Source organism: Alkalihalobacterium chitinilyticum, from assembly GCF_029028005.1.
Classification (GTDB): Bacteria; Bacillota; Bacilli; order Bacillales; family Bacillaceae_F; genus Alkalihalobacterium; species Alkalihalobacterium chitinilyticum.
In genome coordinates, this window is sequence record NZ_JAOTPO010000010.1 from 23,231 (window position 1) to 37,071 (window position 13,841).

Here is a 13,841-nt window from a genome sequence, read left to right on the forward strand (position 1 = left end):
AGGCAAGGAGGGAGTACATTGAACGGACTCACGCGTCAAAGCCTTTCACAAACCAATGGAAGTTGGTTGATGGCACAGACATGGAGTTCTCTTTTGTTTGCTCATTATAAAGTGCCGAAATCGTTGCTGCGTCCTCTCATTCCTAGATGTTTTGAAATTGATACATTTGAAAATGAAGCTTGGATTAGTGTTGTTCCTTTTTTAATGAGTGGGATTCGAGCTCGTGGACTACCTGAATTCCCGTTTACCCCTTCTTTTGCAGAATTGAATGTAAGGACATATGTAACCTTTAACGGTAGGCCAGGCGTATATTTCTTTAGCCTAGATGCGAATAGCAAGTTGGCTGTCGCATTAGCGAATGTAACGTATAACCTTCCATATAGGCATGCAAATATGAAATGTGCCATTCAAGGAGATACGATTAAGTTTTATAGTGAGAGAACCGATCCGCGAGCAAAAAAAGGAATATTCTCGGCCAACTATCAATCGGTAGGAGACATTTATTATTCTACTCCTGGTACGTTAGAAGATTGGTTGACGGAACGGTATGCCCTTTTTGTAACTCGAAACAAAGGGATATATGAAGGGAAAATTCATCACGATCCTTGGCCATTACAATCAGCAAAGGCAGACATTTATGTAAATACAGTCTCAGAAAGTGTAGGAATTCCTGTAAAAGACCCACCTGACTTACTTCAATATGCTGAAAGGCTGGAAGTCACCGTATGGCCACCGAAAAAGGTTGGTCTTCTTGGATAATGTAAATACGAGTACACGAAAACAACCATACCTGATAAGGGGTATGGTTGTTTTTTCGTTATATTTTAAGTGGTTTTGTAAGTTATTAAATAATATGAGACTCATCTTCTGCATGTGTTGATTTCCCGCAAAACGTTTTCAACTGATAGAGTATCGGCAGCTTATTGTTTTCGGTATTAGAACTTTGCTTTTTTGTTGATTCAAGAAAGTTAATATATTCCTCTGTTGTTAATCCCGATTGAAGTGCTTCGTTTACAACATCATTCCAGATCGGGTCAAAGGTTTCTTGAGAGCACTCCATGAGTAGATCATCAACTGGAATACCTAGTATTGGAGAAATTTTTTCAAAATATTGTAAGGATGGGTTAAGGTATATCTTTTCTTCAATAGAAATAAGATACGATTTTTCAATACCCGAACGCTCCGCAAGGTCAGAAAGAGTTAATCCTTTTCTAATGCGATATTTTTTAACCGTTTCACCAATCATATGTATCCACCTTTATACTCAGTATTTTTTACACCTTTTCCATCTACCTATACGGGCGCCTGTTCTTTTTTGGGGGGGTTATAAAAAAATAAATTTTAATTATTTCTATCCTTTGACTTAGAAGTCATTAATAAGAATGACCTAGTTTTTCTATGAGATAACTTTAATATCAACAAAATAACCTTTACTAGTAATATTGACGGTTTAATAAATATCCATTCCTTCTTACTCATGGCAAAAATCAGCTAGGTCCTATTACGTCGTAAAACATGTCTGAATGACTAATTAGGTGTTTCAATAGGGCGGAAAACCGTTTTAATTGTACTATAGCGAATTCGATATTAATAACCAGTTGTCTTATAATTCGTTTAAACATCATCTAGATTATGCAATTGTCATAAGGAAAGGTGAGGGATATGGAAGGCAAAAGGAGAAAATACCTACTTGTTGCTAAACGGTATGAAGCAGCAGCGTACATATTGTATCGTAAAGCGATGAAGGATCGAAACAACTCATTTCAATATATGAATGAATACAAGGAAATAAGTGAACAAGCTTTATTTTTTTACAAGGAAGCCCATAAAAATGGAGATAAAAAAGCAACTCGTTATTACGATAGGTTAAAAAAGGATATACAACACCGAAGCAGCACGTTAAAAAAGCCTAAGGTATCATTCGTTTTACATGTTACTCGTGTATTTATTTTTATGGTTATATTTTTAGTTACTTTCTTTTTCACATTCTTGAATCCAACGAACTATTTAAACTACTTCTCTCTTTTTATTCCTGGTAATGCAATGGTTTTGCATGAGAACAAAGCCAAAGTAGACGAACAAACACCGGGTTATATGGAACCACTGCTCGTTTTAAAAAGTGCTTTATACTTCTATACGCTTGAACACCAAGCAGCACCTCAGTCTCTTCATGAATTAACACAAAAGTTCCCTAACAATTACCTTTCTTTTATTCCTGCTGACGGGATAACTGGATCAAACGAAATCTATCATTCATTCAATGGGTTAGGTGGTTGGATTTATCAACCTTCTCCAGTTCAAACATACTCACCAAATGAGGTAAGTCAATTAGTTTCTAAATGGGTTCAACCGAATATTCATAATAGATGTCAACCGCCTTCTGAGGATACGTGCGATTTTCAACCACTTGAAATCATTGTTGATAAAGAAGAGAAAGCTCTATTTTTAATCAGTGGCACAAAAATCCTCCGTCACTACCAGATTGCTGTAGGAAAAGATAACAGTACACCTACAGGTCAATTTTATATTCAAAAAAGAGTGATCAATCCTAATTATCATTTTCCATCTACTACAAAACCATTTGGCACAAGAGATCTAGAACTTTCTAACTCTAGGTTTGCTATACACGGTACTTATGAAGAAGAGAGTATTGGCAAAAATGCATCGAAAGGGTGTGTTCGCTTACGAAATGAGGATGTAGAGGAATTATTTTCAATGGCAACTCTAGGAACGTCGGTAACAATTACTGATGATAGTGGCTTAATTGCTTCTCGTTCATTAATTAATAGCAGAAAGGCTAGTTCCTTTTCTTCAGAAGAGTCTTTAAAACGGACTGATGTTGAAAAGGAGGAAGATATGTCAACTATGTATCAGTGGTCTCATTAAGTGAGTTGTACATTCAGTCTTAAACGTATTAGTAAAAAAATCAAGGGTAAGTTGGAAACTAAAAGTAAATATTTTTATAAACTCGATGAAAAGTTTTTATGAAAGACCGATTTCATGTAATAAGTCAGCCTCAGTGTGTTATGACTGACAGAAAGGGAGTTAGACTTCCTATTTTATCTTCGAATATAATGCAAGTAAGAAACTGGAATGGTTTCGGATTTAAAGTTCCACAAGTATTAATTTATTCAAATATATTGTTTATGCCATTTATAAGAGAGGAGCTTCGATTAGATGAACCTTAAGGGCGAAAATAAAGTACAAAAAGACGACAATGATTTTCAGAATATTTATTCTTTTTCAACTTGGGACCTTGATGTCAAATGGAGAGAACTTGTTATAGAAGCTATGGATTCTGGGGTATCCAAAGATGAATTTCGCAAGTTTTTAGATTTAAAGAAAGAACAAAAATACTAGATTTAGAGTTAGAGGAGGAAAAAAATGAAGCCATTAAAGCTATTTAATCATTACATGAGTAAATTTTGGGCTGAACTCATACATGAAGATTGGCATATAGAAATTGTAACTTTGAATCGTTCCTATATCGATTTTGACCAGCTGGAGAATATTATATCGCCAGAACATGAAAGAGTTAGATGTATCGTTTTCTTTTCGTTACACGAAGAAGGTATTGAAATTAACATGTTACAAAATGATACCGGATCTACTAATTTAGCTATTGTTTTTATGAAGAGGGGAGAGCTCGTTCATGCGATTACAGCGGAATCTGTAATCAGTAGTCCTCTTCCAGGGGGCCATTTTAACTCTCTTCTTGAAGCAAATTAAGGAGTCGCGAATAAATATAATAAAAATCTCGATAGGCATAAAGATTAGAAAATAAAAAGATAAGTAAAGTAGGGGAGATGGGGGAGCTCTATAAATATTATTAAGAAAGTCATTTCACTTTAAAAGCTCTCAATTAAATGATAATATAGTCCTAGTTATATGTGCTTATTAAAGGAGGAAGGGATGAAAAGCATACGAGTGATTATTGCCGATGATTGTAGTATATCTAGAAGGTTGCTTAATAAACTTTTAAAATCTGAACCTGATATTTATTCAATAGTAGAGGTAGAAAACGGCAGTGAAATGATTTCTCGAGTGTTAGTAGAAGAACCGGACCTTGCCTTAGTAGATGTAACAATGCCTATGGTCAATGGTATTGATGCGGTGAAAGAATGTATTACATTCATGCCTCATATGAAAGTCATTTTCATCACTGGCCATAATAATTATGCATTAGAAGCATTTGATGTTTCGGCAGTAGATTACATTGTAAAGCCGATTAATCGGGAAAGATTATTTTGTGCGTTAGAAAAGGCTAAACAGGCTATCTATTACCACCGTCAATTAGAGCGAGCAAAAATAGAAAACCCTAAGCCGTTACATGACGGAAGGAAAAAGTTAGTTTGCAGGTATGAAGGGACGACTTTTTATATAGCTTTTCAGAATATTATTTTTATAGAAAAAGAGGGCAGAAAAGCTCTTATTCACACGCCCCAAAAAGTTATTGAAACGAACGAAACAATGAGTTCACTACTAGAAAGGTTAGATGTAAGGTTTATACAATCTCACAGGTCTTACATTCTGAATATTGAGCAAGTTTCTGAAATAAATAACATTGGGGACTCCTACTTAGCGAGGTTTGATAATTATCCTGAAAGAGCATACATTTCGAAGAGTAACTTTCAACGAGTCGCCCACTATATTGAACGATTGGTTTCAATAGATACTAATCGCTCTAGTGAATCCTAAGGTAATTATCAGTTTAAGATAATTTGTGCAAGTTAGGGTAGGGGATAGAGTTACACTAGACACTTTTAAGTAAAGCTGCTAATGCGGCTTTTTTTGTTGTAATGCAACAGAAGAGAAGGTGGTAATGGCTGGATGACACCTAAGAAGGACGATCTTGAGTTACTGGGTTTACGTTTGAAGTCAGTTCAAATAACTAACATCAAAGGTAAGGAGGTAGTTTATTTTACCCAACCAGTAGGGGAGGGGAGCGTAGCAATAGTATAGCTTTTCTTTTAGTAGGAAAATTTGTCTAAAAAAATTATATTTATTTTTCAATATAAGTTATTAGGTCTATTATCTAAAGCTGTAGAAAGAAGTAGTCTAGAGTCGAATTATAAGATGAAAAGCGAAAATAAACCAATGTACACAATAACGTACACAAGTAAACAATAAGTATACTTAGTGTTTACTTTAATGTGTACATGAATACAAACACGTACACATGGCTGTATAATGGTATGTATACAACTTTGTATATGTTGTATACAAAATAAGTGTATTTGTACACAGGAATGTATTCATGTATACAAATGAACGCAACTTATGCATTATTGACCTTTCTAGCAATTGTTTGATACCCTTAAAATAATGTAAGGATACTAGTTTAAATACCTTATCTTGGAAGGATGATAGAATGAGTGTTTCTCGAATAGCTGCGATTGATGTTGGTAATGATTGTGTGAAGGCGATTTTCGGAAAATATGAATCAGAGTTGTACATACCAAACGTAATTGCTAGAGATACAGAAGATCGACCTGTTATTGGAATTGAAGAATTAAATGAAAAGGATCCACTAGACGGAATTCATATCCGTATCCACTCCCCTGCTCTGAACGAAAACAATGTTATTTATCGTGTAGGGAATTTAGCAACGAAAAGTGACAATGCAAACGAACTTGATCCAGGAAGCAGTAAATCCGAAGAAGATCAAACGTTAGTTATGCTGTTTACTACGTTAGCATTAGATGCAGTTGGGATCGAAACTGCTAAATCTCCTAATAACACTAAGAATGTAATTGATGCTAATTACACTCTAGGAACAGGTTTACCACTTCGAGAAGTAAAAGAAGGTAAAGATGTAGGCTATCGTTCGCAACTATTAGGATCAGTTCATCAAGTTGAATTTCTTGTAACACCAAAGTATCAAGGTTTAAAAGTTAATATTAAGTTTGACGAAGTGAAGGTTTACCCAGAAGGCTTTGCTGCTTATATTAATTTAGTTATGGATAAAGATTTAAACATTATTAATAGAGACCTAATTGATAAGCGGATCTTAATACAAGACATCGGCGGCTTATCAACCGACGTGGCTGTTATTAAAAACAGAAACGTTGACGATGATAAGGCACAAGGCTTTAATATTGGTGTTTCTGAGTCATTAGAGGCGATCCGTGAAGAAATTCGTTCGAAGCACGGCGTTGAACTTGATAGTCGCCGTGATGTCGTAGAAATTATTACGAGAAAGAACGACCGTAACCATATTATGGTAAAGGGAAGCCGGACAAGCGTTCACGATATAACGGACCGTATTCTTTTAGAGTTAGCAAAGAAACAATACCGTCACCTTCGTAATGTATGGCAAAAGAACTCGCAAACGGAGATCTGCTATTTTGTTGGTGGTGGAGCAATGGTGTTAAAGGAATATATTAAAACACTAAATAACAACCTAGACGGGTACAATATTGAATTCTTTGAAGATGAAAAAGAAAGTATCTGGATGATGGCGAATGCGTATTATAAGCTAGTTTCAGATTTTGTAAGAAAAAATAGCAAGGAAACGAAAGTGGCACAAAAACAAACCGTAGAAAAATAGGGTGATCCGATGAAGAAAAAGGGGACAACGGAAATACAACGAGGACAGGCGATAACGTTTCGCCTTCCTTCGGACACACCTGATCATATTATTAAGCAACTCCAGAAATTAAAAGAAACTGAGCGTAGAAACTTCTCTAGTAAAATTGCTCAGTTTGCTTTGGAAGGTGTCAATCAATCGTTAGTAAAAGAAAGAGAAACACTAACGATTCCGCTTCCAAAGCCGTTAAGTAAAGAACAACGAAACTGGCTGAAGCATTCTCATTCCGAAGCATTATTAGGAACGATTGTCTACCAATTACTAAGCGATCCAGTTCGTGCGACATCCATTTTAGCTGCTTTAAATAGTAATTCACTAGATATTGATGAGGCTCTTTATTTACAAGAAGTTGAAAGTGAAGAGCCTGAAGTCGAGCAGAAGGTGACCGCTAGTATGGAAAGTCCATTGGAAGACCAAAACCTAGAAGATATTGAGGAAGAAGTTGAAGAATCAAAGGATATCGACTTCGATGATGACTTAGAAAACTTCAATTGGAACGAGGCGAAGCAAGAAATTGTTGCTTCTGCTGAAGAACCTGAAGAAAAAGAAGAAGACATCGAAGACCTGCTCGGCGGCTTCCTCGCCCAAATGAATAAATAATAAACAAATAGGTAGCAGGTTCCTGCTACCTATTTGTTTACGCTTTGCTCAGCAAGTTTTGAATGACGTTGTTCGTTAAGTTCGGGACGACTTCAAGTGAGTATTTCAATTCCATTCGTTCGAACTGCTTATGTGCATCGAAGCCGTAGGGCCCTATGTTAATGACGGGTACATTAATATCCCTTATATCCTGATAGTTTACATAATGCTTTGTCCCCCAGCTTGGATTATTACTCGAAACCGCTTGAATGCCAGCTTCATCATCACTTAAAGCGACAAAGCTCATATCTGATATATAAGGGAAAAAGTTTTTGGTTGCAATCGGATATTCATAATGCGGTTGAATATCAGAAATGGCTTGCTCAAGCGAAGCAATTAAGTTTTCCTCTTTTTCATCTTTCCCCGTGACTTCAATTCGAGGTGAATATAAAGAAGAGTAGAAAAGAATAATCGCTGGGCTTCGGTCACCCATCCATTTCCATGCTTCTTCAACGACCCTTGCAGCATACATCCTTGTATCTAGTTCTTTATCTAATAACAGTTGTTCTTTAAATTGAGTCATATGGTCAATATAATCAGTGCCATTTTCCTCAATAAGCAACTGGTTCATTTCTTCATAAGTTAACACTCTAGCTTTCCACGGAATATCCATATACGGCTGTCCGCTTGCTAGACTAAATTGCTTATACTTTTTATTAAACTCCGTTAATGCATTCGTAAACGCAATTTCAGCTTGGTCTTTTAACTTTTCTAACACTTCTTTCGGGGACCAGGAGTGAATAAAGAAATTGTAATAGACGTATGCCGATAAGGCCGTTTGAACGGTGTAGGTTGGCTTTAAATCGGTTTGTTTTAACGAAACAGGCGGTACAGTCGTTTCTCCAAACGCTTCATTACATAAATCTGGATTATAACTAATTTGCTTTGTTAATTCAGCTGCAATAAAATTGGGATCAATTCCTTCAAAGCATGAACCCACATGTGTTTCAGCTCCAGTTATAAAAAACGACGGCAGTAATTTCCCAACGGTACCTTTATAAATATAGCGGTTTTCATCACCTTCATAACGAGGAGAGACAAAGTCTGCATTAATCGCTGCTGTATAATCAAATCCGTGCTCTTCTTTTAAATGCTTTAACTCTTTTAAAGCCGATAAGATTCCGTGAGAACCGTCTTCCTCATCACACTCAATGACCACAAGAAGATTGCCCTCCAATTCCTCAGGGTGCTCAGAATAGTATTTTAATAAATAAAGATGACTTGCAACCCCGCTCTTCATATCGAGGACGCCTCTGCCAAATAAGTAGTCACCCGAATTTAAATGATCTTCGACGGCAGCTGGGAGCTTCTCTTGTTTTAACGCCTCCATTAGTTCTGCAGGTTGGCACGCCTTATCTTTTAAATGATTATAGTCGTCAATACCAACCGTATCCATATGGCCCATTAATATAACTGTTTTATCACTTTTGTTTTTTGTTCCTTTAACGAACGCCAGTATATTGTAGCGCTCTTGTTCATCAGCGATAGTTTGCTGCTTAATGATCTGTTTAGGCTTTTCAATAAAATAAGGGAAGGAAGATAATAACATATAAATAGCCTGGCTGATTTCTTTTTCGCCATCTGAATTGACAATGCTTTCTATATTCACAAGTTGCTTTGTTAAAAATAACACGTCATCACGACAATGTAGCATAAGTGAGAACTCCTTTACTTTATTAATGTATTAATATAATTATACAATAATATTATAACGATTATTTCGCTTCTCGAGGTACTTTTTTGCAACATCTTAGACAAATAACTATTGATAAAAATAAAATGGTTGAAAAATAAAAAAAGCAACCGCCTCCTCAAAGCAGAAACGGTTGCAATAGTTAGTTTTGATTATGTTTCGTGAATGTCCCCTGTTGTTTAGCCAGCAACTCTTTGACCTGATTGTAAGTTAATCCAGACTGAGCATTGGCCCGTTTCACCTCTTCAATATCGGTACCAGCAATCGTTGTTTTCCGTTTATTCATCATGGACCTCCTCATTTTTGTTAGTTGTAGTCTTTACTAAAAAAATAATATTATTTTGCCGAAAAATAAGAAGTTTTCAAAATCTTGTTGACACAATTATTGGAAAAATATACACTAATAAAGCAAATATACATTGAAAAGGAGGGTTACGACATGAAGCAGTTCCAATTGACACGAAACACAACTTCAAATGTACTTGTGACCCGCCATAAGGACCGAGTGTAAGCTGCGTCTATTGTTGTACGCGTATACTCTAATTCAGCCGTAGGTCACAATCAAAGTGACGTACGTTATTTTTATGTCTTTTTTAGGCACCGTGCGCCCAAGCATGGTGCCTTTTTTGCGCTTTAGTACATGCAACACTAAAGTTGCAGAGATGTAATTACAGTTTCCATCCAAGGATGTAGTTTGATTTCGTTCCTGTCTCTGATGGAATAAGTGATCTGTTTAATTACACTAAAGCTGAATGCGCTACATTGTTAGTGCTGAGGTTTCGTATGTTGTGGTTGTTCCGGGCGGTTTCATGCTCGTTTCAATAAATAAATAAGTTGAAAGGGAGTTTTTAACATGCTGAAAAAGATGGTTATTCAAATGATTGGGTGGGGGTTGATAGATAGCGGCTAACGATCTTTTATGAATTGAGCAACTGAGGAGGAACGTAGATTATGTTTTCAGTCCTGTGGAAATTAGGCTGGTTTTTTAAACAATATTGGAAGCGATATACTGTCGCAATTACATTATTAATTATTGTAAGTTTTTTAGATGTCATTCCACCTAAACTTATTGGGATGGCGATTGATGATATACACTTCGGACAAATGACAACCGAGCGACTTGTTGAACTACTCGTATTTTACGGCGGACTCATCGTTGTCAGCTACATCATTACGTATGTGTGGATGTACCAATTATTTGGTGGCGCTTATTTAATTGAACGAATTATGAGAACACGCTTTATGGCTCATCTTCTAAAAATGACGCCAACCTTTTATGAGAAAAACCGTACCGGTGACTTAATGGCGAGAGCTACTAATGACTTAAAAGCCATTTCAATGACGGCAGGGTTTGGAATTTTGACGTTAGTCGATTCAACGATCTTTATGATCATTATTATTGGCGTCATGGGCTTTACGATCAGCTGGCAGCTGACACTTGCTGCATTGTTGCCGTTGCCGTTCATGGCCCTGGCGATCAACTATTTCGGAAAGCTTATTCATCAACGTTTTACGATTGCCCAAGACTCATTTGGGAACTTGAATGATAATGTTCTGGAATCCGTTTCAGGTGTTCGAGTCATTCGTGCGTATGTTCAAGAAAAGGCAGATGAAAAGCGTTTTAACGACATGACCGAAGATGTGTATAACAAAAATATTGCGGTAGCAAAAATCGATGCGTTATTTGAGCCGACTGTAAAAATTCTCGTCGGTATTAGTTACGTCATTGGACTAGGATATGGAGCGTATCTAGTGTTCCATCAGACGATAACGCTCGGGGAATTAATTTCCTTTAATGTGTATTTAGGAATGTTAATTTGGCCGATGTTTGCTGTAGGTGAACTGATTAATGTCCTGCAAAGAGGAAACGCCTCATTAGACCGAGTCAATGAGACTCTGGACTACGAAGCGGACGTTCAAGATGATGCTGAACCGACAGACCTTAAGGTACCTGGTACCATCTCCTTCTCTCAGTACTCGTTTCGTTATCCGTCTTCAGCGGCAGATAACTTGAAAGACATTTCATTATTTGTTGATAGAGGCGAGACCATAGGAGTTGTCGGAAAAACAGGAAGCGGTAAGACGACGTTACTGAAACAGCTTCTGCGAGAGTATCCGGTTGGTCAAGGTGATCTTCATATTGACAATTTCCCGCTTCAAAAAGTGCAGCTCGATACGGTACACTCTTGGGTCGGATATGTACCGCAAGAACAAATTCTTTTTTCACGTACGATCCGTGAAAATCTTCAGTTTGGAAAGGCAGAAGTGAGCGAAACGGAGATTGATCAAGCACTGGAATTAGCTGCGTTTGAAAAAGACTTAATGGCCCTGCCAAAGGGCCTCGATACGTTAGTCGGAGAAAAAGGAGTAGCTCTTTCAGGTGGACAAAAACAACGAATTTCGATAGCAAGAGCGTTAATTAAAAACCCTGAAATCCTGATCTTGGACGATGCGATGTCAGCGGTTGATGGCAAAACCGAGGCAAAAATTATTGAAAATATTCGACGCGAGCGTGCAGGAAAGACTACATTCATTACGGCACATCGCCTTTCAGCCGTACAGCATGCAGATTGGATTGTTGTTATGGACGAAGGACAAATTGTTGAAGAAGGCACACACGATCAGCTTCTGCAACAAAATGGCTGGTATAAAGAACAATATGACCGCCAGCAAGCTGATTCATACGGTGAGGTGAGTTAAATGAAACAACAAACAACAGGAAAGCGCCTTTTTCAATACGCAATGCTTTATAAAAAGACAATTTTTATCGCACTAGCCATGCTGACCATTGCTGTTGCAGCGGAATTAACCGGTCCGTTTATTGCTAAGAAAATGATAGATGACCATATGCTAGGAATTGAAAGTCCATGGGTTGAGGTTACGGTGGAAAGTGATCGAACGGTCTGGTATAACGGCGGTTACTATACACGCAGCATTCATGCAGTACCAGAACAGCAGACAGGTAACGAAATGCAAATTGTTCAAGCTGGACGTTCTTTTTACGTCGTTTCAGAGCATTTGCCTTTCAATGGAAGTCGAACAGTTGAAGGCAACACGCTAACCGTAACGCAAGGAACAGAGACAGCAAGCTTTGAAGTTGAAAAGCTTAGCCAGCAACAGATTATTGCCTTTTATCAACCTGAAATTAAGCCGATGGTGATGCTCTTATCTTTTTATGTGGTGTTGCTCATTATTGCAGCGTTTTTCCAATACGGTAAGGCGTTAATGCTTCAAACAGCGGCGAACCGAATCATTCAAAAGATGCGTACAGACGTGTTCGAGCATATTCAGCGTCTGCCAATTACGTACTTTGATAATCGGCCAGCAGGGAAAATTGTTTCACGTGTAACAAATGATACAGAAGCGATTCGGGAACTTTATGTGAAAGTGTTAGCCACCTTTTTTACAAGTGCAATCTATATGACAGGGATATTTATTGCTTTATTCCTACTAGATTCGAGATTAGCGATGATTACGTTGCTTCTCGTACCAGTTATTGTTCTTTGGATGATCTTGTACCGCAAATTCGCTTCAAAGTATAATCATCTCATTAGATCAAGAGTAAGCGACATTAACGGAATGATTAATGAATCGATTCAAGGTATGCCAATCATTCGTGCTTTTCGCCGAAAAGAACAAACGGCGAAAGAGTTTGAGAAGTTAAATGAGGAGCATTTTACGTATCAAAACAAGCTGTTAAGTTTAAATGCAATGACGTCGCATAACTTAGTGTTTGTACTTCGTAATATCGCCTTTGTTGTTCTGATTTGGTATTTTGGCGGGCAGTCGATTGGAATGGCAGGAGTCATCTCCATTGGTATGTTGTATGCCTTTGTTGACTATTTAAACCGCCTGTTTCAACCGGTTACTGACATTGTCAATCAACTCGCTCAATTAGAACAAGCACGGGTTGCGTCTGTACGAGTGTTTGAACTTCTTGATGAAACGGGAGAAGTTGTGAATGAAGGCGAAATTCCGCGTTATGAAGGAAATGTACGTTTTGAGGACGTATCTTTCTCTTATGACGGGGAGCATGATGTTTTAAAAAACATTTCGTTTTCAGCCAATAAAGGAGAGACCGTTGCATTAGTTGGGCATACGGGGTCTGGGAAAAGCTCGATCATTAATCTCCTGTTTAGGTACTATGATATCAATCGAGGCAAAATTACGATTGACGGCATGAATGCAAACGATATTCCAAGACAGCAACTGCGAAAGCACATGGGAATAGTTTTGCAAGATCCATTCTTATTTTCAGGAACGATTGCTTCGAACGTCAGCTTAGATGATCCTAATATTACTGAAGAACAAGTGAAAAAAGCGTTACAAGACGTTGGTGCAACCAGGTTTATTGAAAAACTACCACAGCAATACGATGAACCGGTACTAGAAAAAGGAAGCACTCTATCAGCGGGACAACGTCAATTGATCTCATTTGCAAGGGCATTAGCTTATGACCCAGCGATTTTAATTTTAGATGAGGCGACGGCAAATATTGATACAGAAACAGAAGCGATGATCCAACATGCATTAAATGTAGTAAAAAAAGGAAGAACGACTTTCATTATTGCACATAGGCTGTCAACGATTCGAAATGCAGATCAAATTCTCGTATTAGACCGCGGTGAAATCGTCGAACGAGGAACACACGACGAGCTATTGCAACGAAAAGGCAAGTATTATCAAATGCATCAACTGCAACAAGGTAAAAAGGTATCGCAAGCTGTATAAAAGTAGAGCCAAACTTCTTCGGAGGTTTGGTTGTTTTTAGTAGGATCCAAGCTTTATATAAAGGGACAGGAATTACGAGTGTAGTTTACACCTTAACGTTCACAATACCCAATGCAAAAAGTTAACAAGCACTAGTTTTCTTATGTTGGGCTTGAACAATAGGAACTACGTAAAAGGATGTCTTTTTGC

Annotated in this window: 12 protein-coding genes; 9 read left to right on the forward strand and 3 right to left on the reverse strand. The window is 37.5% G+C overall.

All coding sequences use genetic code 11. The features are described from left to right. Positions 1-18: 18 nt before the first annotated feature. Positions 19-759, forward strand: coding sequence for a YqjF family protein (locus N7Z68_RS14480; RefSeq protein WP_275119202.1), 741 nt, complete (start codon positions 19-21; stop codon positions 757-759). A gap of 85 nt (positions 760-844) precedes the next feature. Here N7Z68_RS14480 and N7Z68_RS14485 read toward each other — a convergent pair whose 3' ends face one another. Next, positions 845-1,246: a helix-turn-helix domain-containing protein gene (locus N7Z68_RS14485; protein ID WP_275119203.1), complete on the reverse strand. Its 402-nt coding sequence runs from the start codon at positions 1,244-1,246 to the stop codon at positions 845-847. Between the two features lie 416 nt (positions 1,247-1,662). Between N7Z68_RS14485 and N7Z68_RS14490 the strand changes: the two genes are divergently transcribed. From N7Z68_RS14490 to N7Z68_RS14515, 6 genes are all read left to right on the forward strand, one after another. After that, positions 1,663-2,886 carry a L,D-transpeptidase gene (locus tag N7Z68_RS14490; protein WP_275119204.1) on the forward strand — a complete coding sequence of 408 codons (1,224 nt, stop codon included), beginning with the start codon at positions 1,663-1,665 and terminating at the stop codon, positions 2,884-2,886. A 291-nt stretch (positions 2,887-3,177) separates the two neighbouring features. Continuing rightward, a complete protein-coding gene (locus tag N7Z68_RS14495) occupies positions 3,178-3,360 on the forward strand; it encodes an anti-repressor SinI family protein (RefSeq protein WP_275119205.1) in 183 nt (60 codons plus the stop codon). A 24-nt stretch (positions 3,361-3,384) separates the two neighbouring features. Further along, positions 3,385-3,729, forward strand: a complete 345-nt coding sequence (locus N7Z68_RS14500) for a hypothetical protein (RefSeq protein ID WP_275119206.1) — start codon at positions 3,385-3,387, stop codon at positions 3,727-3,729. A 183-nt stretch (positions 3,730-3,912) separates the two neighbouring features. Next, positions 3,913-4,698: a LytR/AlgR family response regulator transcription factor gene (locus N7Z68_RS14505; RefSeq protein WP_275119207.1), complete on the forward strand. Its 786-nt coding sequence runs from the start codon at positions 3,913-3,915 to the stop codon at positions 4,696-4,698. 673 nt (positions 4,699-5,371) lie between these two features. Continuing rightward, positions 5,372-6,550: a ParM/StbA family protein gene (locus tag N7Z68_RS14510; RefSeq protein ID WP_275119208.1), complete on the forward strand. Its 1,179-nt coding sequence runs from the start codon at positions 5,372-5,374 to the stop codon at positions 6,548-6,550. A gap of 9 nt (positions 6,551-6,559) precedes the next feature. After that, positions 6,560-7,189 carry a hypothetical protein gene (locus tag N7Z68_RS14515; RefSeq protein WP_275119209.1) on the forward strand — a complete coding sequence of 210 codons (630 nt, stop codon included), beginning with the start codon at positions 6,560-6,562 and terminating at the stop codon, positions 7,187-7,189. Positions 7,190-7,226: 37 nt separating this feature from the next. On the opposite strand, the gene N7Z68_RS14520 is transcribed toward N7Z68_RS14515, so the two are convergent. Then, positions 7,227-8,882, reverse strand: coding sequence for a M20/M25/M40 family metallo-hydrolase (locus N7Z68_RS14520; protein ID WP_275119210.1), 1,656 nt, complete (start codon positions 8,880-8,882; stop codon positions 7,227-7,229). Between the two features lie 181 nt (positions 8,883-9,063). After that, a complete protein-coding gene (locus tag N7Z68_RS14525; protein ID WP_275119349.1) occupies positions 9,064-9,207 on the reverse strand; it encodes a hypothetical protein in 144 nt (47 codons plus the stop codon). 665 nt (positions 9,208-9,872) lie between these two features. Between N7Z68_RS14525 and N7Z68_RS14530 the strand changes: the two genes are divergently transcribed. Together N7Z68_RS14530 and N7Z68_RS14535 are read left to right on the forward strand one after the other, a co-directional pair. Continuing rightward, positions 9,873-11,621, forward strand: a complete 1,749-nt coding sequence (locus N7Z68_RS14530) for an ABC transporter ATP-binding protein (RefSeq protein WP_275119211.1) — start codon at positions 9,873-9,875, stop codon at positions 11,619-11,621. Further along, entirely contained in the window at positions 11,622-13,652 is a 2,031-nt protein-coding gene (locus N7Z68_RS14535) for an ABC transporter ATP-binding protein (protein ID WP_275119212.1), read from the forward strand. The last annotated feature ends 189 nt before the right edge of the window (positions 13,653-13,841 follow it).

Bases quoted from the DNA above. Each gene is read 5' to 3' on its own strand.
- N7Z68_RS14485 (WP_275119203.1), bottom strand. From the start codon at position 1,246: ATGATTGGTGAAACGGTTAAAAAATATCGCATTAGAAAAGGATTAACT.
- N7Z68_RS14490 (WP_275119204.1), top strand. From the start codon at position 1,663: ATGGAAGGCAAAAGGAGAAAATACCTACTTGTTGCTAAACGGTATGAA.
- N7Z68_RS14495 (WP_275119205.1), top strand. From the start codon at position 3,178: ATGAACCTTAAGGGCGAAAATAAAGTACAAAAAGACGACAATGATTTT.
- N7Z68_RS14500 (WP_275119206.1), top strand. From the start codon at position 3,385: ATGAAGCCATTAAAGCTATTTAATCATTACATGAGTAAATTTTGGGCT.
- N7Z68_RS14505 (WP_275119207.1), top strand. From the start codon at position 3,913: ATGAAAAGCATACGAGTGATTATTGCCGATGATTGTAGTATATCTAGA.
- N7Z68_RS14510 (WP_275119208.1), top strand. From the start codon at position 5,372: ATGAGTGTTTCTCGAATAGCTGCGATTGATGTTGGTAATGATTGTGTG.
- N7Z68_RS14515 (WP_275119209.1), top strand. From the start codon at position 6,560: ATGAAGAAAAAGGGGACAACGGAAATACAACGAGGACAGGCGATAACG.
- N7Z68_RS14520 (WP_275119210.1), bottom strand. From the start codon at position 8,882: ATGCTACATTGTCGTGATGACGTGTTATTTTTAACAAAGCAACTTGTG.
- N7Z68_RS14525 (WP_275119349.1), bottom strand. From the start codon at position 9,207: ATGAATAAACGGAAAACAACGATTGCTGGTACCGATATTGAAGAGGTG.
- N7Z68_RS14530 (WP_275119211.1), top strand. From the start codon at position 9,873: ATGTTTTCAGTCCTGTGGAAATTAGGCTGGTTTTTTAAACAATATTGG.
- N7Z68_RS14535 (WP_275119212.1), top strand. From the start codon at position 11,622: ATGAAACAACAAACAACAGGAAAGCGCCTTTTTCAATACGCAATGCTT.